Origin of the sequence: Nitrobacter sp. TKz-YC01, assembly GCF_047824785.1 — a bacterium.
GTDB lineage: Bacteria > Pseudomonadota > Alphaproteobacteria > Rhizobiales > Xanthobacteraceae > Nitrobacter.
Map to the genome: position 1 here is coordinate 594,841 of NZ_CP181167.1, position 21,150 is coordinate 615,990.

At 62.3% G+C, this 21,150-nt stretch carries 21 protein-coding genes and 1 tRNA gene; 6 read left to right on the forward strand and 16 right to left on the reverse strand.

Annotated elements, in window-relative coordinates:
- The first annotated feature begins 7 nt into the window (after nucleotides 1–7).
- Complete coding sequence (gene lpdA, locus ACMYR2_RS02760) at nucleotides 8–1,411, forward strand: dihydrolipoyl dehydrogenase (protein ID WP_347263661.1); 1,404 nt, start codon at nucleotides 8–10, stop codon at nucleotides 1,409–1,411.
- Nucleotides 1,412–2,046: 635 nt separating this feature from the next.
- Nucleotides 2,047–3,537 (forward strand): M48 family metalloprotease, encoded by a 1,491-nt coding sequence (locus tag ACMYR2_RS02765; RefSeq protein WP_347263660.1) that lies wholly within the window; start codon nucleotides 2,047–2,049, stop codon nucleotides 3,535–3,537.
- 305 nt (nucleotides 3,538–3,842) lie between these two features.
- Here the strand turns inward: ACMYR2_RS02765 and ACMYR2_RS02770 are convergent, their stop codons facing one another.
- The 13 genes from ACMYR2_RS02770 to rplU form a co-directional block, all read right to left on the reverse strand.
- Nucleotides 3,843–4,355: an RNA pyrophosphohydrolase gene (locus ACMYR2_RS02770; RefSeq protein WP_347263659.1), complete on the reverse strand. Its 513-nt coding sequence runs from the start codon at nucleotides 4,353–4,355 to the stop codon at nucleotides 3,843–3,845.
- A 116-nt stretch (nucleotides 4,356–4,471) separates the two neighbouring features.
- On the reverse strand, nucleotides 4,472–5,674 hold the full coding sequence (locus ACMYR2_RS02775) for a divergent polysaccharide deacetylase family protein (RefSeq protein ID WP_347263658.1): 1,203 nt from the start codon (nucleotides 5,672–5,674) through the stop codon (nucleotides 4,472–4,474).
- A 355-nt stretch (nucleotides 5,675–6,029) separates the two neighbouring features.
- A complete protein-coding gene (locus tag ACMYR2_RS02780) occupies nucleotides 6,030–7,385 on the reverse strand; it encodes a S41 family peptidase (RefSeq protein ID WP_347263657.1) in 1,356 nt (451 codons plus the stop codon).
- Nucleotides 7,382–8,689: a murein hydrolase activator EnvC family protein gene (locus ACMYR2_RS02785; RefSeq protein WP_347263656.1), complete on the reverse strand. Its 1,308-nt coding sequence runs from the start codon at nucleotides 8,687–8,689 to the stop codon at nucleotides 7,382–7,384. The genes ACMYR2_RS02780 and ACMYR2_RS02785 overlap by 4 nt, the downstream gene beginning before the upstream one ends.
- Before the next feature lie 139 nt (nucleotides 8,690–8,828).
- Nucleotides 8,829–9,308: a 23S rRNA (pseudouridine(1915)-N(3))-methyltransferase RlmH gene (gene rlmH / locus ACMYR2_RS02790; RefSeq protein ID WP_347263655.1), complete on the reverse strand. Its 480-nt coding sequence runs from the start codon at nucleotides 9,306–9,308 to the stop codon at nucleotides 8,829–8,831.
- Between the two features lie 45 nt (nucleotides 9,309–9,353).
- Nucleotides 9,354–9,650, reverse strand: a complete 297-nt coding sequence (rsfS, locus tag ACMYR2_RS02795) for a ribosome silencing factor (protein WP_416194050.1) — start codon at nucleotides 9,648–9,650, stop codon at nucleotides 9,354–9,356.
- Between the two features lie 282 nt (nucleotides 9,651–9,932).
- The gene (locus ACMYR2_RS02800) at nucleotides 9,933–10,523 is read right to left on the reverse strand and encodes a nicotinate-nucleotide adenylyltransferase (protein WP_416193631.1); all 591 of its coding nucleotides are present in this window, start codon (nucleotides 10,521–10,523) and stop codon (nucleotides 9,933–9,935) included.
- 90 nt (nucleotides 10,524–10,613) lie between these two features.
- Nucleotides 10,614–11,906: a glutamate-5-semialdehyde dehydrogenase gene (locus ACMYR2_RS02805; RefSeq protein ID WP_416193632.1), complete on the reverse strand. Its 1,293-nt coding sequence runs from the start codon at nucleotides 11,904–11,906 to the stop codon at nucleotides 10,614–10,616.
- 131 nt (nucleotides 11,907–12,037) lie between these two features.
- Nucleotides 12,038–13,174: a glutamate 5-kinase gene (gene proB, locus ACMYR2_RS02810; RefSeq protein WP_416193633.1), complete on the reverse strand. Its 1,137-nt coding sequence runs from the start codon at nucleotides 13,172–13,174 to the stop codon at nucleotides 12,038–12,040.
- Nucleotides 13,175–13,316: 142 nt separating this feature from the next.
- Nucleotides 13,317–14,393, reverse strand: a complete 1,077-nt coding sequence (gene obgE / locus ACMYR2_RS02815; RefSeq protein WP_347263650.1) for a GTPase ObgE — start codon at nucleotides 14,391–14,393, stop codon at nucleotides 13,317–13,319.
- A 127-nt stretch (nucleotides 14,394–14,520) separates the two neighbouring features.
- Nucleotides 14,521–15,129, reverse strand: a complete 609-nt coding sequence (locus ACMYR2_RS02820) for a GNAT family N-acetyltransferase (protein WP_347263649.1) — start codon at nucleotides 15,127–15,129, stop codon at nucleotides 14,521–14,523.
- A gap of 135 nt (nucleotides 15,130–15,264) precedes the next feature.
- Nucleotides 15,265–15,537, reverse strand: a complete 273-nt coding sequence (rpmA, locus tag ACMYR2_RS02825) for a 50S ribosomal protein L27 (RefSeq protein ID WP_011313771.1) — start codon at nucleotides 15,535–15,537, stop codon at nucleotides 15,265–15,267.
- Between the two features lie 85 nt (nucleotides 15,538–15,622).
- Nucleotides 15,623–16,060 (reverse strand): 50S ribosomal protein L21, encoded by a 438-nt coding sequence (rplU, locus tag ACMYR2_RS02830; RefSeq protein WP_347263648.1) that lies wholly within the window; start codon nucleotides 16,058–16,060, stop codon nucleotides 15,623–15,625.
- Nucleotides 16,061–16,308: 248 nt separating this feature from the next.
- On the opposite strand from rplU, the gene ACMYR2_RS02835 reads away from it, so the two are divergent.
- The 3 genes from ACMYR2_RS02835 (at nucleotide 16,309) to ACMYR2_RS02845 (ending at nucleotide 18,349) form a co-directional block, all read left to right on the forward strand.
- On the forward strand, nucleotides 16,309–16,488 hold the full coding sequence (locus ACMYR2_RS02835) for a hypothetical protein (RefSeq protein ID WP_416193634.1): 180 nt from the start codon (nucleotides 16,309–16,311) through the stop codon (nucleotides 16,486–16,488).
- Nucleotides 16,470–17,609 (forward strand): ROK family protein, encoded by a 1,140-nt coding sequence (locus tag ACMYR2_RS02840; protein WP_416193635.1) that lies wholly within the window; start codon nucleotides 16,470–16,472, stop codon nucleotides 17,607–17,609. Before ACMYR2_RS02835 ends, ACMYR2_RS02840 begins: the two co-directional genes overlap by 19 nt.
- 650 nt (nucleotides 17,610–18,259) lie before the next feature.
- Nucleotides 18,260–18,349, forward strand: a tRNA-Ser gene (locus tag ACMYR2_RS02845).
- Nucleotides 18,350–18,782: 433 nt separating this feature from the next.
- Here the strand turns inward: ACMYR2_RS02845 and ACMYR2_RS02850 are convergent.
- From ACMYR2_RS02850 to ACMYR2_RS02860, 3 genes are read right to left on the reverse strand one after another with little or no spacing between them, the layout of a single operon-like run.
- On the reverse strand, nucleotides 18,783–19,085 hold the full coding sequence (locus ACMYR2_RS02850) for a hypothetical protein (RefSeq protein ID WP_416193636.1): 303 nt from the start codon (nucleotides 19,083–19,085) through the stop codon (nucleotides 18,783–18,785).
- A 47-nt stretch (nucleotides 19,086–19,132) separates the two neighbouring features.
- The gene (locus ACMYR2_RS02855; protein WP_416193637.1) at nucleotides 19,133–19,894 is read right to left on the reverse strand and encodes a hypothetical protein; all 762 of its coding nucleotides are present in this window, start codon (nucleotides 19,892–19,894) and stop codon (nucleotides 19,133–19,135) included.
- Nucleotides 19,891–20,217, reverse strand: coding sequence for a c-type cytochrome (locus ACMYR2_RS02860; RefSeq protein WP_416193638.1), 327 nt, complete (start codon nucleotides 20,215–20,217; stop codon nucleotides 19,891–19,893). Before ACMYR2_RS02860 ends, ACMYR2_RS02855 begins: the two co-directional genes overlap by 4 nt.
- A 71-nt stretch (nucleotides 20,218–20,288) precedes the next feature.
- Here ACMYR2_RS02860 and ACMYR2_RS02865 point away from each other — a divergent pair, with 71 nt between their 5' ends.
- The gene (locus tag ACMYR2_RS02865) at nucleotides 20,289–21,029 is read left to right on the forward strand and encodes a thermonuclease family protein (RefSeq protein WP_416193639.1); all 741 of its coding nucleotides are present in this window, start codon (nucleotides 20,289–20,291) and stop codon (nucleotides 21,027–21,029) included.
- The last annotated feature ends 121 nt before the right edge of the window (nucleotides 21,030–21,150 follow it).

The window sequence follows — 21,150 nt, forward strand, 5'->3', positions numbered from 1 at the left end:
GGTACTCATGGCGACATACGACCTCATCGTTATCGGCACCGGTCCCGGCGGCTACGTCTGCGCGATTCGCGCGGCGCAGCTCGGCATGAAGGTCGCCGTCGTCGAGAAGAACCCGACGCTTGGCGGCACCTGCCTCAATGTCGGCTGCATGCCGTCGAAGGCGCTGCTGCACGCCTCCGAGATGTTTCAGGAAGCCGGACATTCGTTCGCAAGAATGGGCATCGGCGTCGGTGCGCCGAAGCTCGATTTGCCAGCGATGATGGGCTTCAAGCAGCAGGGCATCGACGGCAACGTCAAGGGCGTCGAGTATCTGATGAAGAAGAACAAGATCGACGTGCTGCGCGGCACCGGCCGCATCATCGCAGCCGGCAAGGTCGAGGTATCGGATGCCGATGGCAAGAAAAAGACGGTTGAAACGAAGAACATCGTGATCGCCACCGGCTCCGATGTCGCGAAACTCAAGGGAGTCGAGATCGACGAGAAGCGTATCGTCTCATCGACCGGCGCGCTGTCGCTCGGGGCGGTGCCTGAAAAACTTCTGATCGTCGGAGCCGGCGTGATCGGGCTCGAACTCGGCTCGGTGTGGCGCCGTCTCGGTGCGCAAGTCACGGTGGTGGAATTCATCGACCGCATCCTGCCCGGCATGGACGGCGAGGTCGCGAAGCAATTTCAGCGCATTCTCGAAAAGCAGGGCTTTGCATTCAAGCTCGGAGCCAGGGTCGCCGGCGTCGATACATCAGGCGAGATACTGGCGGCGCAGATCGAGCCCGCCGCAGGCGGCGCAGCCGAGACGATCGAGGCCGACGTGGTGCTGGTCGCGATCGGCCGCACGCCCCACACCGAGGGACTTGGCCTCAAGGAAGCCGGCGTCGCGCTCGATGATCGCGGCCGCGTGGAGATCGACAAGCATTTCGCGACCAGCGTGAAGGGCATTTACGCTATCGGCGATGTCGTCCGGGGGCCGATGCTCGCCCACAAGGCCGAGGACGAGGGCGTGGCCTGCGCGGAGATCCTCGCGGGCCAGGCCGGCCATGTGAACTATGACGTGATTCCCGGCGTGATCTACACAACGCCTGAGGTTTCCTCGGTCGGCAAGACCGAGGAGGAACTGAAGCAGGCCGGCACGGCCTATACCGTCGGCAAGTTTCCGTTCACGGCGAATGGCCGCTCCAAGGTCAATCAGACCACCGACGGCTTCGTGAAGATTCTGGCGGACGCGAAAACCGACCGCGTGCTCGGCGTTCACATCATTGGCCGCGAAGCCGGCGAACTGATCCATGAAGCCTGTGTGCTGATGGAATTCGGCGGCTCGGCGGAAGATCTCGCGCGCACCTGCCACGCGCACCCGACGCGATCGGAAGCGGTCAAGGAAGCCGCCCTCGCGGTTGCAAAACGCGCCATTCACATGTGAGGACCGCGCGGCCAAGTTAGTCTACCGGGATCCTTAGAGACTTTCACCGCTTCAAGAAAACGGTGAAAGTCCTTATCTTTATGTCTTGACGCGTTTTCTTCACGCGAATCGGTTTCCATCCTCGGGACTGAACACCTAGGATCGTCAGTATCCATTTTTCTTTGCATCATAGACCCATGTCTCCGATGTTGTAGGAATGGGTCGCCCGCAAATATCCGAAACGATCATTTTGCAGACGGCGCGAAGCTTGCAGCTCAGCTTTCATGCGTGTTTGCACACCGTGGAACCTATCTTCCAGTTTGCGATGGTCCACGCATCCAGCGGCCCAATGGGGATTCGGAGGTCGTTCGACGGCACAATGCGGCCGCTAGAGCCTTTCCGCTTCTGATTCTATCGGAAGCGAGGCTCCATGATCTTGATTTGATGCGTTTTCCTCGCGCTGAGCCGACAGCCGCTCCGCTCGAAAACGTGATGGAAAAGGACACGGTATTCTGCCAGCATCAACTTGGTGAACGGAAGCTGCGCCGGCGTGGTAAGATACGGCGGTCGAGTGTCGGCATTTTGCAGTCGGTTTTTGCTGAACAGATCGGGAATACTGAAATAGAGTTTCCGGTCCGAGGGAGAACGTTGCGGCCATGACGGCGAGCCCAGTATGGCGCGGGACAGGAGCGAGCCGCCTTTTGGCGGCGCCTGTCGTGCTGCTCTGCGCGACGCTCGCCCTCGGCGGATGCGGCGATATGACCCGGTTCCAGACCGCCTCTCCCTCATCCGCCAAATCGGTAAAGCCCGCGCGGGCGGCGGCCCCTACCCAGAAGTCCGAACACGAGCATAAGCGCATCCTCGCCTCTTACGGGGGCGCCTATGACGACCCCAAACTTGAAGCGCTGATCAACCGGACGGTCGAGCGGCTGGTGGCGGTGTCGGAGCGGCCCGACCTTACCTACAAGGTGACGATCCTCAATTCAGGCGCGGTGAACGCCTTCGCGCTGCCGACCGGCCAGCTTTACGTGACGCGCGGCCTGATCGCGCTGGCCAACGATACGTCGGAATTGTCCTCCGTGCTGTCGCACGAGATGGCGCATGTTCTGGCCAAGCACGCGACGATCCGCGAGGATCAGGCGCGGCAGGCCGCCCTCGTCAGCCATGTCGTGACCGAGATGGGAACCGACCCGGATCTGACGGCCCTGGCGCTTGCCAAGTCCAAACTGACGCTGGCGAGCTTTTCGCGTGCCCAGGAATTCGAGGCGGACGGGATCGGCGTCGGGATTTCGGCGCGCGCCCATTTCGATCCTTATGGCGCGGCCCGCTTCCTTGCCGCGATGGAGCGCAATGCGGCGCTCAAGGCCGGCAAGCCGTCGCTGGACCCCCGCTCGCAGGACTTCCTGTCGTCGCATCCCGCAACGCCGGAGCGCGTCCAGAATGCGCAGGCCAACGCGCGCCAGTACAGTGCTCCCGCGCAGGGCGAACGGGACCGGGAGACCTATCTCCACGCGATCGACAACATCGTCTACGGCGAGGATCCGAGTGAGGGATTCGTGCGTGGCCGGCGCTTCCTGCATCCCAAGCTGGGCTTCACCTTCCAGGCGCCGGAAGGCTTTACGCTGGACAACACGGCTCAGGCGGTCATCGGCATTCGCGAGGGCGGCAGCCAGGCCATGCGCTTCGATGTGGTCCGGGTGCCCGCGGAGCAGAAGCTCACCGAGTACCTCAATTCGGGGTGGATGGAAAACGTCAACAAGGCGTCGACCGAGGAACTGACCATCAACGGATTTCCCGCGGCATCGGCGGTCGCCCGCGGGGAGGAATGGCAGTTCCGGGTCTATGCCTTGCGCTTCGGCAGCGACGTTTACCGCTTCATCTTCGCCGCCCGTCACAAGACGACGGAAAGCGAACGCAACGCGCGCGAAACGGTCGCTTCCTTCCGCCGCCTGACGCTGGGCGAGATTCAAGCCGCGCGACCCCTGCGAATCAAGGTGATCACCGTGCAACCGGGCGATACCGTGGAATCACTGTCGCACCGCATGGCGGGCGTCGATCATCCGGCCGAGCGCTTTCGCGTCCTCAACGGCCTCGACCCGCGTGCCCAGGTCAAGGTCGGCAACCGGGTCAAGATCGTGGTGGACTGATGCGAGACGCCGGTTCGCGCGAAGAAAACGCCTCAAACCGCGATCCGAGAACCTCGCTTCTGATTCCATCAGAAGCGAAAAGGCTCCAATGAATCGGGGACTAGAGCATCGGACCCGAAAGTGGGAACCGGTTTCGGGATAAATCCGATGCTCAATCAATTAACTGGAGCGGCGGCGCTGATTCCATTTGATCGGCCGCCGCTCTAGAGTCTATCCGCTTATGATGGAATCATAAGCGGACTCTATGATTTTGTTTTGACGCGTTTTCTTCACGCGAACCGGTGCCCACTTCGCTCGAAAACGCTCTATGTCCGCGCTTGAGCGCCCACGAGACTCCCAAATTCCTTGACCACGCGCTCATAGACCGGGCGCTTGAACGGAATGATCAACCCGGTCAGATTCTGCATCGGCTCCCAGCGCCATGCCGTGAATTCCGGCTTGTGACCGTCGCCGGGGTTAGCGATGTTGATCTCGTCGTCGTCGCCGATGAAGCGCACCGCATACCACTTCTGGCGCTGACCGCGATATCGGCCCTTCCACGCCCGGCCGGCCACGACACGCGGAATATCGTAGGTCAGCCAATCCGGCATTTCGGCAAGCTTCCTGATCGAACGAACGCTGGTCTCCTCATAGAGTTCGCGTTTCGCTGCAAGCCACGTATCCTCGCCGGGATCGACGCCGCCTTGCGGCATCTGCCAGACGTACGGGTCATCGACCTGCTCAACGCCCGCGCGGCGACCGACGAAAACCAGCCCCCGCTCGTTGATCAGCATCATGCCGACGCAAGTGCGATAGGGTAGATCGTCGTAACGTGTCATTCCATCAATGCCTTGCACGCCTCCACCGCTCTGAGAACGGAACGGACATGAGTCTAAGTTCGGATCTTATAGCATTTTCCTCGCGCGAACCGGCGTCCACTTCGCTTGAAAACGCTCTAATTCGATTTTGATTTCAGCATCGCGGTTGTCAATGGCACAAGCATCACACCGCGGCTTTCGAGACTTTTGATCCAGACGCCAATTCGGTCGACGGATACCGGAAGCGCCGATGTCATGCCTATGGCGGCGCCTCGTTTCATTGCCAGGTCTTCAAGCCTTGCAAGGGCCTTGTCGATCTCTACCGAGGTCGGAACGGCATCAAGGGTCAGGTCGGCCCTGGCGAACGGCATGGCCTGCCCTTCCGCAAGCTGACCCGCGACGCTCAAGGGCGCGGCGCCGTCGTCGAGATATCCGAGACCGCGCCTGGCCGCCTCGCGAATGAATGGCTGCATGACCGCGGCCGTGGCGACAAAACGCGCCCCCATGAAATTGGTCAGACCGACATAGCCTTGAAAGCGGCTCAGTTGCCAGTGCAGGCGATCGATATTCTGCTCCGCTCCAAGTGTCGTCAGCAGGGTCTGCGGTCCAGGATCGTTGTCGGGATAATCATAGGGCTCCATAGGGACTTGCAGCAGCACCTCGTGACGCCGCGCGCGCGCCTGTTCCACCAGCTTGCCCGGATCGGAGCCATAGGGTGTAAACGCGAGCGTCACGGCCGGCGACAGTTTCATGATCGCATCGGTGGTTTTCGTCGCACCGACGCCGAGACCGCCGACCACGATTGCGACCACCGGCATCTTCGCGGCCTTCGCGCGATCCGCCTCGGTACCCGCTGCATAGGCCTTGAAAGGCTTGAGCCCGTCGGCGGCGGCAACGGGAATCATTCCATGACGCGATTTCTCCAACAGACGCTGATCGCCCGCCGCTGCCGCCGTCGCCGGGCCGGCGTCCGCCGCATCCAGGCCGGGACCGGAAACCACGACATCCTGACGTGATCCGCTGGATCCGTCGATGATGGTGATGGTCTTCTGTCCGTTGGCGGATGGAGCAGCGACGGCGGCGCTGTCCGGCTGCTGCGGTGGAGGGCGGATGGCCGCGGGCTTGTCGTCGCTGACCGGGGCTTGCCGGATCGCCACCCGCGCCCTGGGTTCGCCACCGAGAGGGTCGTGATTGAAGAAAGCAAAGCCCAGGAAGGCGACGAGGATCGATCCCAGCAAAAATCCCATGGCCTGAGACAGCGTGAAAGGAAGCCGGAAGCGGCGCCTGGGCGCGGGGTTCTGTCCCAGCGGCGTGCTGAGATCGTCCGTCGTATCGCTCATGGCCCCCTCGAATCATCCCCAATCGAGGATACCATGGGCGCCTGCAAAATGCGGCAATGCGAGATCTGGCGACTGCCCTAAAGCGGCACGCAAACGAACCGGGCGGCCTAGAGCATCGGACCCGAAAGTGGGAACCGGTTTCGGGATAAATCCGATGCTCAATCAACTAACTGGAGCGGCGGCGCTGATTCCATTTGACCGGCCGCCGCTCTAAAGGCCGCCCGCTTCCGAAACACCGGAGCATGATCCGATCCGGCTGAACCGGACCATGCTCCGGAGATCTGTGTCTGGTCGCATTTTCTTCCGGCGAATCGGAATCCGCGTCGCCGAAAGATGCCCGAGACAATTCAGAGGATCAATTCGCCGCCTTGTTCGCGGGCTTGTCGATCGCCGCCTTGTTGCTCGCGGGTGGCGAAGAAGCGTTGATCTTGACGCCGCGCAGAAGGTCGCCGGCCATCTTGAGAGCCTTGTCGTTCTTGGCGTCCGGCGGGACGTAGGATTGCGAGCCTGTCTTCTCGTCGTTGCCGTTTCGCAGGTGTCCCCGCAGCGAAGCCTCGCCTTTGGTGTCGGTCCGTGACTTCAGTTCATCGGGCACATCCTGAAGCACCTCGATATCCGGAACGATGCCCTTGGCCTGAATCGAACGGCCCGAGGGCGTATAATAGCGTGCGGTCGTCAGCCGGAGCGCGCCATTGCCCGAGCCAAGCGGAATGATGGTCTGCACCGAGCCCTTGCCGAACGAGCGGGTCCCGATCAGGGTCGCCCGCTTGTGGTCCTGCAACGCGCCAGCGACGATTTCGGACGCGGATGCCGATCCGCCGTTGACCAGAATGATCACCGGCTTGCCCTTGGCGAGGTCACCCGGATGCGCGCTGCGCCGCTGGGTTTCCTCGGCATTGCGCCCGCGCGTCGACACGATCTCGCCCCGATCGAGGAAGGCATCCGAAACGGTCACGGCTTCCTCGAGCAACCCGCCGGGGTTGTTGCGCAGATCGATGATATAGCCCTTGAGCTTGTCACCGATCTGGCTCTGGAGGTCGGAAACCGACTTCTTCAGCCCTTCGGTGGTCTGCTCGTTGAACGTCGTGATGCGGATATAGGCGATGTCGTCGGACTCGGTGCGCGAACGAACCGAGCGGACACGAATGTTGTCGCGCACCAGCGTCACGTCGATCGGATTATCCTGTCCCTTGCGGATAATTTTCAGCTTGATCTTGGTGCCGATCGGACCGCGCATCTTGTCGACGGCCTGGTTGAGGGTCAGGCCCTGCACCGCTTCGTCGTCAAGATTGGTGATGATGTCGTTGGCGAGGATTCCTGCCTTCGATGCCGGCGTGTCGTCGATCGGCGAGACTACCTTGACCAGGCCATCCTCCATCGTCACCTCGATGCCGAGACCGCCGAATTCACCGCGGGTCTGCACCTGCATGTCGCGGAAGCTCTTCGCATCCATGTAGCTCGAATGCGGATCGAGACCCGTGAGCATGCCGCTGATGGCTGATTCGACCAGCTTGCTGTCATCGGGTTTTTCGACGTAATCGGTGCGGACCCGCTCGAACACGTCGCCGAACAGGTTGAGCTGGCGATAGGTATCCGACGTTGCGGCGCGCGCGCTCGATCCCATCAGCACAGATCGCGGCTGCGTCACGAACAGCGTCAACGCGGCACCCGCGGCAGCGCTGAGAACAATAAGGGAAACCTTGCGCATCATCCGCGAACCTTTTGGCCTTTGTTAGCGGCCCACCACGGGCCTGGATCAATGGGAGTGCCGTCCTTACGGAACTCAATGTAGAGAACGGGCTGGCTAGCGTTTGCCGCGAGAATCGAGGCGACACGGGAGGTCGATCCCATCGTCGCTACCGGCTCTCCGGTCAACACGAACTGGCCGATGTTAACCGAAATACGCTCCATGCCGGCGATCAGCACATGATACCCGCCCCCGGCATTGAGGATCAAGAGTTGTCCATAGCTGCGGAACGGCCCCGCATAAACCACCCAGCCATCGCACGGCGTCGTGACCTGAGCGCCCGGACGGGCGGCTAACGAGACGCCTTTTTCGATGCCGCCGGCTCCGTCGGAACCGCCGAAGTCGCGAATCCTGGCGCCGTTAACCGGAAGCGCAAACATGCCTTTGGCGGAAGCGAAGGCAATAGCCGGGCGGAGCCGGCCGGGATCCTTGAGGGCTCCCGGATTCGGCTTGCCGTTCGGCGTCCCCGGAACGCCTTGCCGGCTGGCGGTGGCCGCCGCCCTGGCCGCGCTCTTGAGATCCTGCTCCAGCTTCGCGATCAGGCCCTGCAGGGTATCGACCTGGCGCGACAGCTCGATCGCGCGCGCCGCCTCCGCGGCCATGTTTTTCTCGATGCCGCTTTGCTGCCGCTGCCGTTCGTCCACCAGCGTCGCCAGGCGGGTTTGTTCGTCCTTGAGGCTGTCGCGATCGGCCGCCATCCGATCCCGCTCGGCGGCGATTGAGGTCCGGAGGCCGACGAGTTCATCGAGATCAGCCACCAGCTTTTCCGCGCGCACGCGCATCTCGGGCACCACGGAGCCGAGCAGGATCGCGGTACGCAACGATTGCAAGGCATCCTCCGGCCGCACCAGCAAAGCGGGCGGAGTGCGGCGGCCGGCGCGCTGGAGCGCGGCGAGCACTTCGACGATCTCCGATCGCCGCGAATCCAGCGAGTCCCGGATGTCCTGTTCGCGCGCGCCGAGCGGCAGCAGGCGCGCTTCGGCCTCCGCGATGCTGGTCTCGATGTCACGGACCCGGGCGGCGACATCGATCAGCTGCTGATTGAGCTTGGCGCGGTTTCGACCGATCGCCGCGATATCGACTTTCAGCCGCTCCTGCAGTTCAACCGCGTTCTTCTGCTGCTCGCGTACCGCTTCCAGCTCCCGCTCGCGCTGCTTGATGTCGTCCGCCGACGGAGTCGCCGGAGCGGACGTTCCAGCCTGCGCCATCACGGCCGACGATACCGCGGACGAAAACCCCGCAAGCAGACAGGCGGAGATTACGAGCATTGAAGCAGGCGGCGACTGTCTGCCCCTTGCCTCCGTGGACCGCAAGCGCAGGCCCCGGATCAGTTCCAGCTCAGGTGATCGGCGCTCGTATGTTCGCACGATGTCAATCCGGTCGCGCCAGCGCGTTCAGCATTGTACGCTAACCACGGTGATAAGGATGACCGGCCAGGATGGTCGCGGCCCGGTAGATCTGCTCCAGCAGCATGACGCGCACCATCTGATGCGGCCATGTGGCCGCGCCGAATGCAACGCTCAATCTAGCCCTGCGCCTTAATTCAGGCGAAAGTCCGTCCGCGCCGCCGATGATGAAAACCGCGTCCGCCACCGACTCATCCCTCCAGCGGCCGATCTGTTCCGCAAATGCGGCGCTGCCGATACTTTTGCCCGTTTCGTCCAGCGCCACCATCATCTCCCCGGGTGCCAGCGCGAGAATCGCCGCCGCCTCTTCGCGTATGCGTTGCCCGGCATCGCGGGCGCGGCTTTCCGCGACTTCATGGACATCCAGGCCGCGAAAGCCGAGCTTGCGCCCGATATCCTCGAAACGTCCGCGATAGCGCTCGGCAAGCTCCCGCTCAGGCCCGTGCTTCAGACGCCCCACGGCAATGACGACGAGTCGCATCTGCGCACGCTGACATGCAATAATTGAAACGCAACGGCGGACGGTTCAGACCGTCTTCGCCGTCGCCGTGTTCTGTATCCACAATCTCTCGAGATTGTAGAATTCACGAACCTCCGGCCTGAATACGTGCACGACCACGTCGCCGGAATCGATCAGCACCCAGTCGCAGTTCGGCATGCCCTCGGTACGGATTTTCTTGACCCCGATGTCCTTGAGGCCCCTGGCCACCGTTTCGGCGATCGCGCCGACATGGCGGTTGGATCGGCCAGTGACGATCACCATGTAGTCCGAGACGGCGGACCTGCCGCGCAGGTCAATGGTGAGAACATCTTCCGCCTTCATATCCTCGAGGCGGGAAAGGATCAGCTTGAGGTTTTGCTCGACGTCCGGCTGCGCCTCCGAAATGACGGAGTCCACCGAAGACGTTCGGGTTTCAGGCCTGTGGGGCTTGGCCGCCGTTCTCTTCGGCGTTGACGATCCGAGCGATGCGGATGACTGAGGCCTGGACAATACAGGTGCGGTCAGGGACCATTTCCTTTCAAGGTGCCGACGCCGAACCCAGCGCCCGATGGTCTATAATACGCATGTAGGGGAGAAGGTTTCAAGATTCCAGTGTGACCGCCTTCAGGTTTTCAGGTCGCCGTCGATCCATGTTCCGTCCCGGTTCCGCAGCCCGGTCGAGGACAACCGCGATTTCATTCCGGTGAGGAAAACCCAGGCAGGCAGGCGGTGCGTGGCCAGCCGGTCGGCCCTCGCTTCCGGCAAACGCCACCGCGCAAGCGCCTGCGCGGCGGGCGCGGCAAGAGCCCGGAAACTGTGCGGCGGGCGATCGACCACCGCGATCGGCGCCGCGGCGGCGATCCGCTGCCAGTTTTCCCAGCGATGAAACTGCTCCAGATTATCGGCGCCCATGATCCAGACAAAGCGCACGTTGGCGCATCTGCGTCGCAGATAGGTGATGGTGTCGATGGTGTAGCGCGTTCCGATGACGGCTTCGAGACAACTGATGTCGATGCGCGGATCGCTCGCCACCGCCGCCGCCGCCGCGGCGCGGTCGCCGAGAGCGCGAAGCGCACGCGCATCCTTGAGCGGGTTGGCGGGTGAAACGAGCCACCAGATCCGGTCGAGTTCCAGCCGCTTCAGGGCATACAGGCTGACGGCGCGATGCGCGGCGTGAGGCGGATTGAACGAGCCGCCAAGCAGGCCGATACGCATGCCATCGGAATGAAGCGGGATGGCGCGTGAGACGACGGAACGCGAGCCCAAATCAATCCCCGCGCCACCCGCAGGATGATCCGGGCGCGCTCACGGGCGGACCTGCCCGTCACCATGAACGCGATATTTGAAACTCGTCAGTTGCTCGGCGCCAACCGGCCCGCGCGCATGGAACTTGCCCGTGGCAATGCCGATTTCAGCCCCGAAGCCGAACTCTCCGCCGTCGGCGAATTGCGTCGACGCATTGTGCAGGACGATCGCCGAATCGACCTCGTTGAGAAACCGGGCCGCCGTTTCGGGATCCCCGGTCACGATCGCATCCGTGTGGCGCGAGCCGTGATGCTGGATATGATCAATCGCGCCGCCGCAACCATCGACCACGCGCGCGGAAATGATCGCGTCCCCGTATTCGGTGTCCCAGTCGCTGTCGGCCGCGGCCCTGACCCGCGGATCGACGCCCTGCACGTCGGCGTCGCCGCGCACCTCGCAACCGGCCTCGATCAGCGTTTCGACCAGCGGCTTCAGAATGTCCCGCGCGCCCGAGCGATCGACCAGCAGCGTCTCGGCCGCGCCGCAAACGCCAGGCCGGCGCATTTTCGAGTTGAGCACGACCGCCTTCGCCATCGCGAGATCGGCGGCGCCATCGACATAGACATGATTGACGCCCTCAAGATGCGCGAACACCGGCACGCGCGCCTCGGCCTCGACCCGCGCGACAAGGCTTCTGCCGCCGCGCGGCACGATCACGTCGATGCCGCCGTTCATCCCGCTCAGGAGCAGCCCGACCGCGGCGCGGTCGCGCGTCGGCACCAGCGTGATCGCCGCTTCCGGCAATCGCGCCTCGCGCAGTCCCTGCACGAGGCATTCATGAATCGCGCGGCATGAGCGAAAGCTTTCCGAGCCGCCGCGCAGGATCACGGCGTTGCCGGATTTGAGGCACAGCACGCCGGCATCGGCGCAGACATTGGGACGGCTCTCGAAGATCACGGCCACCACCCCGAGCGGCACCCGCACGCGCTCGATGGTCATGCCGTTGGGCCGCTGCCAGCGCTCGGTGACACGTCCCACCGGATCGTCGATCTCACGGACCACCTTCACGCCGCCGGCCATCGCCTCCACGCGCGCCTGCGTCAGCGTGAGACGGTCGAGGAAAGCGGCGGTGGCGCCGCCGGCGCGCGCATCAGCGACGTCTTCGGCATTGGCCTCGAGAATCACCGCCGCATGGCTTCGGATCGCGCGCTCCATCGCATCGAGCGCCTCGTTCTTCTGCGCCGTTGAAGCCAGGCCGAGCGCTCGCGCGGCAGCACGCGCCCCTGTCGCAAGGTCGCCCATCAAGGCCGAAAGATCGGCCGAGGCATCGATCGCCTTCAAAGAAGCAGTCATGCGGGTAACGGTCTTCGATGATATGTTCTCGTCATATCCCTAACATAGAAATCCGGGATCGGCGAGGCGTCCCAGGCCCGAAGACATGCTTCGCTCGAAAACGCCATAAAGCCCGGAGCACGACTCTCTGGCTAACCCGCCTCACCAGGCGAGCCGACCACGAGGTCGTCGCGATGAATCATTTCGACGCGGCCGCGAACCCCCAGAAGCTGGGCGGCATCGGAAGACGAACGCCCCTTGATCCTGTCGGCGTCGGCGGCGTCGTAGGCGACGAGGCCGCGGCCGATTTCATGCCCGTTCGGGCCGCGCACGATGACGGCGTCGCCCCGCGCGAAATGCCCGTCGATCCGGGTCACGCCCGCCGGAAGCAGGCTCTTGCCGGCGCGCAGCGCCGCGACCGCGCCGGCATCGATCGTCAGCGTACCCCGGGGCTCCAGCGAACCGGCGATCCAGCGCTTGCGCGCCGTGACCGGATTGGCCGGCGTCAGAAACCATGTACAGGGACCGGCATCCATGATGGCCCGCAGCGGATGCGCGATCGTACCGGAAGCGATCAGCATGTGCGTTCCCGCGGTCGTCGCGATCTTCGCTGCCTCGATCTTGGTCCGCATTCCGCCGCGCGACAGCTCGGATGCGGCGCTGCCGGCCATCGCCTCGATGTCGGCCGTGACCCTCTTCACCACCGGAATCAGTTTTGCCTCCGGATTGAGATGGGGCGGCGCGTCATAGAGCCCGTCGATGTCCGACAACAGGATCAGCAGATCCGCGCTCGCCATGGTGGCGACCCGCGCGGCAAGCCGGTCATTGTCGCCGTAGCGGATTTCGTTGGTGGCGACCGTATCGTTTTCGTTGATGACCGGGACCGCGCGCCATTCGAGCAGCTTCGCGATGGTCGAGCGCGCATTGAGATAGCGGCGGCGTTCCTCGGTGTCCTGCCATGTCACCAGGATCTGCCCCGCGCCGATGCCGTGATCGGCCAGCACTTTCGACCATATCCGGGCCAGCGCGATCTGTCCGACGGCGGCGGCGGCCTGACTCTCCTCCAGCTTCAGCGGGCCACCAGGCAACTTGAGCTTGCTACGGCCGAGAGCAACCGCGCCTGACGAGACCACCAGCACCTCACAGCCGTCGCCGTGAAGCCCCGCGATATCGGCGGCCAGCGCCGACAGCCATTCCCCTCGCACCTTGCCCGCGGCGGAATCGATCAGCAGCGACGAGCCGACCTTGACGACGATACGGCGAAATTTCTTGAGATGCGGGCGGGTCATGGCAATCGACGGTCAATCGAAACGAAAGCGCCGCTTTCATCACATGAAAGCGGCGGACAGGAAAGCGGAATGCCGATCGAAATCATTCGATCGCAAAACCGGTATGCACTCTATAGGGAGTATGCGCTCACCGTCGCGCGGCTCAGGGGGACCACGGCTTGGCGCGGGCGACCGGCGTTTCCATCGCCTGTGCCGCCGAAACATCCGCGCTTCTCGCCTTGTCCGAGACCGGCGCCTGCCCGATGACCTCGACCAGCGCGCGCAGCACATCCTGCACGCCCTCGCCGGTGACGCCCGAGACCAGCAGCGGCGTTTTCTTCGCGGCGCGCTTGAGGCGGTCGCGCTGCTTTTTCAGATCCTCGGCCGTGACCGCGTCGATCTTGTTGAGCGCCACGATCTCGACCTTTTCGGCAAGCGCTCCGGCGTAGGCCTCCATTTCTCCGCGCACGATCTTGTAGGCGCGGCCGGCATGATCGCAGCCGGCATCCACCAGATGCAGCAGCACGCGGCAGCGCTCGACATGCCCGAGGAAACGATCGCCCAGTCCCGCGCCCTCATGCGCGCCCTCGATCAACCCGGGAATATCCGCCAGCACGAATTCGCGATCCTGCACTCTCACGACACCGAGCTGCGGGTGCAGCGTGGTAAATGGATAGTCGGCGATCTTCGGCTTCGCCGCGCTCACCTTGGAGAGAAACGTCGACTTGCCTGCATTGGGCAAACCGACCAGACCGGCATCGGCGATCAGCTTCAACCGCAGCCAGATCCAGCGTTCCTCGCCCGGCTGGCCGGGATTGGCGCGGCGCGGCGCCCGGTTGGTCGACGACTTGAAGTGCGCGTTGCCGAACCCGCCATTGCCGCCTTCGGCCAGCACAAGGCGCTCGCCGACCCGGGTGAAGTCGTGGATCAGGGTTTCGCGATCCTCGTCGATGATCTGGGTGCCAAGCGGCACCTTGAGCACGATGGCCTTGCCGTTCGCGCCGTGGCGGTCCGAGCCCATGCCGTTAGTGCCCTTCGGGGCCTTGAAGTGCTGCTGGTAGCGATAGTCGATCAGGGTGTTGAGGCCGTCGGCGACCTCGACGATGACGTCGCCGCCGCGGCCTCCATTGCCGCCCGAGGGGCCCCCGAACTCGATGAACTTCTCGCGGCGGAAAGCCACGCAGCCGTTACCACCATCGCCGGAACGGATATAAACCTTGGCTTCATCGAGAAATTTCATGACCGATAGGTAGGATAGGGAAGCCGGGGAGGCAACGGCCATGCATCATGCATCCGTCGCAGCCAGAAACGGAAAGGCTCCAGCCTTCGGCTCCGGCAGGACGGCGGCATGCCCGCCCCAGAAGACCTCAGATGCACGGCTCACGGCGCGCGGCGCTGTTCCAACGCTTCAGCGACGACCACACGCCACGCGACAGGCGGAAACGATCGACCGGCGTGGATGAGCCGAGCGCCCTGATGCGGTGCAGTTCGACGCCGGTCCACTGGAAACCGCACTTCTCAAGCACGTTGCGCGAGGCCGGATTGATCACGCGGGTGCCGGAGACCATGCGATCGACGTCATACTCCTCGAAAGCGTAATCGATGACCGCGCGCACGGTCTCGGTGGCGAAGCCCCGGCCCCAATGATCAACGCCGAACCAATAACCCAGTTCGGGCGCGTCGGGTTTTCTCCAGTCAACGCCAGCTACTCCGACCGGCACATGATTGTGCTCGACCAGAAACACCATCTGGCGGCTATCACCTGCGGCGGCTTCGACGAATTGAACGGCGTCATCCGGCGTATAGGGGTGCGGCAGGCAGCGCGTCATCTCCGCGATGCGCCGGTCGTTGGCGAGCGCGGTGATGTCCCTGACATCCGCATGGGTTGGCCTGCGTAATGTCAACCGCTCGGTTTCAAGCGCAAACGACCGCCGATCGCGCTGCAAGGGCGTGAGTATTGGCATGTCCTGCAGCATGGTCGGCTCCGTGTCGCGAACGCAAGTCCCATGCGAGCGCAAAATGAAAAAGGAGGCCGGTTTCCCGCCTCCCCTTGGAGCCATCGATGCTCCACCGGTTCAACAGGGACCGGCGGACGCAACGTCATCCACCGTCTACTCGGCCGCGGCTTCCGTCATCGGGAGGACCGACACGAAAGTCCGGCCGCCGGTTTTTACGCGAAACGCGACGTGACCTTCGACCTTGGCGAACAGGGTATGGTCCGTGCCCATACCGACATTCAGACCCGGATGCCAGGTGGTTCCACGCTGGCGGGCGATGATGTTGCCGGGAATCACATGCTCGCCGCCGAAAGCCTTGATGCCAAGGCGCTTGCCATGCGAATCGCGCCCGTTCCGCGAGGAACCGCCTGCCTTTTTGTGAGCCATCGCCCGTCTCCAAACTCGTCCGAATCTCTAGATCATTTCCGTGACAGAATCATTCATTTTCTGTCACGGGGATTTTTAATTGCTCTTAATCCGCGTCTTCCGCCGTCTTGGCGGCTTTCCTCGCGGCCCTCTTGGGCTTGTCGTCGCTCGCGCCTTCCGCGGGCTTGACGGCCTTTTCCTTCTTCGGGCGCGGCCCGATTGTCGGGCTCTTGCCGTCAGCCAGGATCTCGGTGACGCGCAGCACGGTGATCTCGTCGCGATAACCCCGCTTGCGCTTGGAGTGCTTGCGGCGGCGCTTCTTGAACGCGATCACCTTGGGACCGCGCTTGTGCTGCAGCACTTCCGCCGCGACCGAGGCGCCCGCCACCGTGGGCGCGCCAAGCACCGGCGTGTCGCCGCCCAGCAACAGAACCTCGCCAAGCTGCACGATCGTTCCGACCTCGCCGGCGATCTTGCCAATCTCAAGCACATCATCCGGAACGACACGGTACTGCCGGCCGCCGGTTTTGATGACTGCGAACATCGTTTTATTCCTTCGTGTTCGATCCCGGCCTCGGAAGGTTCCGGGCCGGCTTTTTGTTCAGTCGTTGGACAGGAGCATTTTATCCGACGGCAACCCGGGCGAACGCCGCTTTGCCTGATCATGCTCGATGATTTTCGACGCAGCCGGGGGATTGACCATCCGGCCACACAAGAACAAGCGGCGCCGGGTAAACCCCGCGCCGGTTGCGGGACTTATAGCCCGCCAACGCCGCGAGTCAAGGAAATCGCATGGCCGTATCGCGCAAACGGCAGCAATTCTCCTCGCTTTACAATGGACGCCGCCTCGAGATCACCCCCATGCGGCTGGCCGGCCGCCCGGTCATGAAACCAATGGGTTCCCTCGCAGTTGTTGCAGGCTGGATCAAACGGGCAAGGGGGCACCATACGACATGGCGGAAGACGCTCTGACAACTTCGGGCATCGGCAAGCACGGCGTTCTCCGGCTGCCCTCGGTGGACATCGACAACTACAACATCGAGTTGAAGGACGATGATGGTTTCCTCGGCGACCGCGCCTGCAAGGGCGCGTTCCGCAGGATTCTTGACGACCTGCGCAAGCCGCTGAAAAAAAACGGCGAGGATCCGCTCGGCAAGGCGCCATCCGAGGCGATCGCCAAAGGCTCGCTCGACGAGGCGCTGGTCGGAGAGGATATCGAGGCCTCCGCCCTTGTGCATGGCGCCATCGAGGAATTCGCGCAGGAACTGGCTTATGTGACCGGGCGCTTCCTTAAAACCAAAGCCTGGGCCAACACCGAATGCATCGTGGTCGGCGGCGGCTTCCGCAAGAGCCGGGTCGGCGAGATCGCGATCGCCCGTGCCGACCTGTTGTTGAAGAACGAGGGCCACAAGGTCCACCTGGTTCCGATCCGCTTCGATCCCGACGAAGCGGGACTGATCGGTTGCCTGCATCTTGCGCCTTCCTGGATTTTCGAGGCGTTTGACAGCATTCTGGCGGTTGATATCGGCGGCACCAATATCCGCTGCGGCGTGGTCGAGACCAAATGGAAGAAGGCCGCCGACCTGTCCAAGGCCGGGGTTTGGAAATCTGAACTGTGGCGCCACGCCGACGACGAGCCAACCCGCGAGGGCGCGGTGAAGAAGCTCGTGAAAATGCTGAAGGACCTCGTTTCGCAGACGGAAAGGCAGGGACTGAAGCTCGCGCCCTTCATCGGCATCTCCTGTCCGGGCGTGATCGAGGAGGACGGATCAATCGAGAAAGGCGCGCAGAACCTTCCCGGCAACTGGGAGAGCAGCAGATTCAACCTGCCGAAGTCACTGATCGAAGCCATCCCGGAGATCGGCGGTCACGATACCACCGTGCTGATGCATAACGATGGCGTGGCGCAGGGCCTGAGCGAAATGCCTTACATGCAGGATGCCAGCCGCTGGGGCGTTTTGACCATCGGCACCGGCCTCGGCAACGCGCGCTTCACCAACCGCAGGAAAGAGAAGGAGAACAAGAAGGAAAAGAAGCCCGAGGACGGAAAGGACAAAGACAAAGACAAGAAGGATAAGAAAGCCAAGGACTGACGACACCCTTCGGGCATGATCCGATCAAGTTGAACCGGACCACGCTCCGGAAATTATTGGCTGGTCGCATTCTTTTGCGGCGAACCTGCATCCCTTTGCCGGACCCGAGGATGGAATCCGGTTTGCGTGAGAAAGCGCGTCAAAACATAAAGATAAAGTCTCCTCACTGTTTCCATGAAACGGTGAAAGACGCTAGAACTGACCTTCCCTCACAACAAAGTAACCTTGATTTGTGAGGTTAAGATTGGGATCACGTTGCCGGCTGCGCAAAGACCGCTACGGTCATATTGTCGCGCAGGTGGTCCGCGAAGCCGCACTTCCGGCCACGATTTTAATGACGCGGCACGGGGCCGCCGGTTATTATTGCGTCCGGCGGTCCCACCCTTGACGGCAAGGGCACCGTGGTCCGGGTCTGCCGCCCGCCTCTGGCTGCGGATGCGGTTGAGTTTTGCATTTGACCACGCGGCCATGTATCAATGCGCGCGTTTTCTGGCGCGAATCTGTTTCCGCTTCGCCTGAAACGCGCTAGAGCATTTCGCTTCTAAAGCGAAAATCCAGATTATTGTTTTGACGCGTTTTCTTCACGCGAACCGGTTTCCACCTCGCTCGAAAACGCTATAAATGGGCCTCACCCGCCCGACAGCCCCTTTGGAGAGGTGGCAGAGTGGTCGAATGCACCGCACTCGAAATGCGGCATAGGTGCAAGCCTATCGGGGGTTCGAATCCCTCCCTCTCCGCCATTAACTAATTGAAAACACTTTACTTTTCGATTTGAGAGCCGAAATTCCTTTTGATTTCAAAGGGGTTTAGCGGAGGCGACCGAACCTCAGAGACTGCCAAAACGCTGATTCCGGGTCTCTGAACGGCTTTCGTCTCAAACCATGCGAACCTCGGTCGATTTGGTTCGGTCGTAAAATACTACATGATTTCAATAACTTGCGCTTCCAGAACCACGCCCGGGTTGTAACGGGTGCCGCCGCCAGCCATCCCGAACAGAGACACCCGAAGTGGACGTTTTCGAGCGTAATATAGCGAAGGCAGGCGGACAACGTCCATGAGAATCATCAGCAAGCAAGTGCGACCTCTCTCACCGCACATGACGGATGGCCGCCGGAGTTACCAGGCTCGTAGACACCGACAAGGAACATGAAAAGTCGACCCCGTGGCGAGAGGCTATGGGCAGGCATCGCCCAGTTCAAGCTCGTAGGTCGTCTTGCCGACTCCCTGCGGCGGCACAGGTTTCAGATAGATCGTCAAGTCACATTCCTGCGTCCTGACCTGCCACTCATGCGCCCCATCGGAACGGGTGCCGGTATTGGCGACATGCCCAATCGATGCTTGACGGAGCGCATCCGCCACCGCCGCGCTGGACAGGATCTTGTTGATCTGTTCGGCGCTGTCGTAGAAGCCCGACAACGCCGCCTGCGCAGGTGCTGTGGCCAATACCAATGCGAGTGTGGTCAAGATGGATTTCATGTTGCGTTTCCTTCGTGGTTCGTCGTTTCTGGTCCGTCGCGGCGGCCTCAATGGATCGTCCGGCCTCCATTCCTGACGATCTTGAAACTCATGAAACGGTCGAGCAACGGCGTCTTGCGGTAGCTCAGCTTGTCAAATCCGCTGTACTTTTCGACGTCGGGATGACGCTCCATCATCCCCAGCCAGGACAGCGGACGCACGAGGCGGGAGAGAAGGTAGTAACTGGCGTCCTCCACCGGGCTGTACCGATACCGAGTGACAAGATCGAGCGGCAGGCACCACCCGGCCAGTTCCGTCAGCGGCACCCAGTCATCGAGCCGGTTCTGGACCACGCCGAGGAAATGCACGAAGTCGGCCTCGTCATATTCGATGGGGAACCGCTCGTGACCCAGGAAATCGAAGCCGGTGAAGAAAGTATCGAACAGCTCGGCCTGTAACGCGCCGTAGTCGCCGATCATAGCCTTGCCCGCCTTCGTCAGCACCGCCTTGCCCTTGTAGTGCCTGATGAGCCGGGCACCCATCAGAAGCTCGTGCATGATGGCGAGCGGCAGGAAGTCCAACTCGTTCAGCACCTTGTTGAGCCGGTAGAGTTCCTCGGCCTCGTATTCGGGCCAGCGGAAGTCCTCAGCCGCCCATGTCACGAACTTGCGGTAGAACGCGCCCGACCTGGTGAGCGTGATGCCGTCATTATCGCGGGCGTACACCAGCGCCTTCATGGCGTTGATCGTCATCGGGCTTCCCGACAGGTCGGAAATGCCAAGGCTCTCGTTGAGGAAGATGATCGGGGCGATCCTCGACTGGCGGATCATGGCTGGAACGCACCCTGTCGTTGCAGTGCCAGTAGATAGGCGACGACATCGGCCTTCTCGTGGTCGAACAGCCGGAAGGTCGTCATCGGGAAATGATCCTCCTGCATGAACCGGGCGAAATACGCCTCGTCGCGTCCCTCCCGCTTCACGATCTCCTCGAATGGGGGAGCCATGTCGGGATCGGGCGTGTCCGCCGGCTGCAGGTGACACATGCGGCACCACTCATCCACGATCCCGGCACCTCGGGAAGCGGCATCCTCTGCATAAGCACCAGCAGAGGTAGTCAGCGTCACGATGATACTTGCCAAGATTATTCTGCCCATTTCATGCTGTCTCTTTTTCTTGGATTGCCCCCAATCTTTCAACCCGTACCGTTACATCGCACAATACCCTCATGATGCCTCGTCTCGCACTGATTCCCCTGATTGCCACCATACTGTTTGCAAGCTCGGCTGTTGCTGCAACGGCCACGACAATAACAGGCGCCGCGAGAATTTCCGATGGTGACACCATCACGGTGAAGGGCACGAAGATCCGGTTGAACGGCATCGATGCGCCGGAGACCGATCAGGTCTGCATCGACACCGCCGAAAAGACCTACGCCTGCGGGATCGCCGCGCGCGACGCGTTGGTCCGATTGGTTCATGACCGCATGGTTACCTGCACGGGTAGTGAGACCGACCGCTATGACCGGCGCATCATGACCTGCTTTGTTGGCGAGATGGACATCAACGCAGCGATGGTAGCCGGAGGCTGGGCGCTCGCGTTCAGGCGCTACTCGGATATCTATGTTGGCGAGGAACAGATCGCGCGCACAAAGCAGGCAGGTCTGTGGTCCGGCGCATTCATTGCTCCGTGGGATTGGCGCCATCGTGGTCCGCAGACCGAGATTCTGGGCGCCTTGTCGGTGCCGATCATTGCGCAGCAGCATCTCCTGCCGCAACCGGTGGCGTCAGCAATTCCGACAACTGGCTGCCAGATCAAGGGCAACATCAGCCGCAACGGCAACCGCATCTATCATGTGCCGGGCCAAAAGGACTACGACAAGACCAAGATCACCGAGGGCAAGGGCGAACGCTGGTTTTGCACGGAGGACGAAGCGCAGGCTGCCGGTTGGCGGCGGGCTCGGAACTAACCCGTTCGAGAACCAACAGCACCGAATACAGCTTCCACCTGCTCCGCCCACGGCAGGTCTGCGACCGCGACCAGATCGCTGAGTGATAACGCCGGCGTGTTGATTTCCACTGAGAGTTGAC

Bases quoted from the DNA above. Each gene is read 5' to 3' on its own strand.
- lpdA (WP_347263661.1), top strand. From the start codon at position 8: ATGGCGACATACGACCTCATCGTTATCGGCACCGGTCCCGGCGGCTAC.
- ACMYR2_RS02765 (WP_347263660.1), top strand. From the start codon at position 2,047: ATGACGGCGAGCCCAGTATGGCGCGGGACAGGAGCGAGCCGCCTTTTG.
- ACMYR2_RS02770 (WP_347263659.1), bottom strand. From the start codon at position 4,355: ATGACACGTTACGACGATCTACCCTATCGCACTTGCGTCGGCATGATG.
- ACMYR2_RS02775 (WP_347263658.1), bottom strand. From the start codon at position 5,674: ATGAGCGATACGACGGACGATCTCAGCACGCCGCTGGGACAGAACCCC.
- ACMYR2_RS02780 (WP_347263657.1), bottom strand. From the start codon at position 7,385: ATGATGCGCAAGGTTTCCCTTATTGTTCTCAGCGCTGCCGCGGGTGCC.
- ACMYR2_RS02785 (WP_347263656.1), bottom strand. From the start codon at position 8,689: ATGCTCGTAATCTCCGCCTGTCTGCTTGCGGGGTTTTCGTCCGCGGTA.
- rlmH (WP_347263655.1), bottom strand. From the start codon at position 9,308: ATGCGACTCGTCGTCATTGCCGTGGGGCGTCTGAAGCACGGGCCTGAG.
- rsfS (WP_416194050.1), bottom strand. From the start codon at position 9,650: ATGAAGGCGGAAGATGTTCTCACCATTGACCTGCGCGGCAGGTCCGCC.
- ACMYR2_RS02800 (WP_416193631.1), bottom strand. From the start codon at position 10,523: ATGCGTATCGGCCTGCTTGGCGGCTCGTTCAATCCGCCTCACGCCGCG.
- ACMYR2_RS02805 (WP_416193632.1), bottom strand. From the start codon at position 11,906: ATGACTGCTTCTTTGAAGGCGATCGATGCCTCGGCCGATCTTTCGGCC.
- proB (WP_416193633.1), bottom strand. From the start codon at position 13,174: ATGACCCGCCCGCATCTCAAGAAATTTCGCCGTATCGTCGTCAAGGTC.
- obgE (WP_347263650.1), bottom strand. From the start codon at position 14,393: ATGAAATTTCTCGATGAAGCCAAGGTTTATATCCGTTCCGGCGATGGT.
- ACMYR2_RS02820 (WP_347263649.1), bottom strand. From the start codon at position 15,129: ATGCTGCAGGACATGCCAATACTCACGCCCTTGCAGCGCGATCGGCGG.
- rpmA (WP_011313771.1), bottom strand. From the start codon at position 15,537: ATGGCTCACAAAAAGGCAGGCGGTTCCTCGCGGAACGGGCGCGATTCG.
- rplU (WP_347263648.1), bottom strand. From the start codon at position 16,060: ATGTTCGCAGTCATCAAAACCGGCGGCCGGCAGTACCGTGTCGTTCCG.
- ACMYR2_RS02835 (WP_416193634.1), top strand. From the start codon at position 16,309: ATGGCCGTATCGCGCAAACGGCAGCAATTCTCCTCGCTTTACAATGGA.
- ACMYR2_RS02840 (WP_416193635.1), top strand. From the start codon at position 16,470: ATGGCGGAAGACGCTCTGACAACTTCGGGCATCGGCAAGCACGGCGTT.
- ACMYR2_RS02850 (WP_416193636.1), bottom strand. From the start codon at position 19,085: ATGAAATCCATCTTGACCACACTCGCATTGGTATTGGCCACAGCACCT.
- ACMYR2_RS02855 (WP_416193637.1), bottom strand. From the start codon at position 19,894: ATGATCCGCCAGTCGAGGATCGCCCCGATCATCTTCCTCAACGAGAGC.
- ACMYR2_RS02860 (WP_416193638.1), bottom strand. From the start codon at position 20,217: ATGGGCAGAATAATCTTGGCAAGTATCATCGTGACGCTGACTACCTCT.
- ACMYR2_RS02865 (WP_416193639.1), top strand. From the start codon at position 20,289: ATGATGCCTCGTCTCGCACTGATTCCCCTGATTGCCACCATACTGTTT.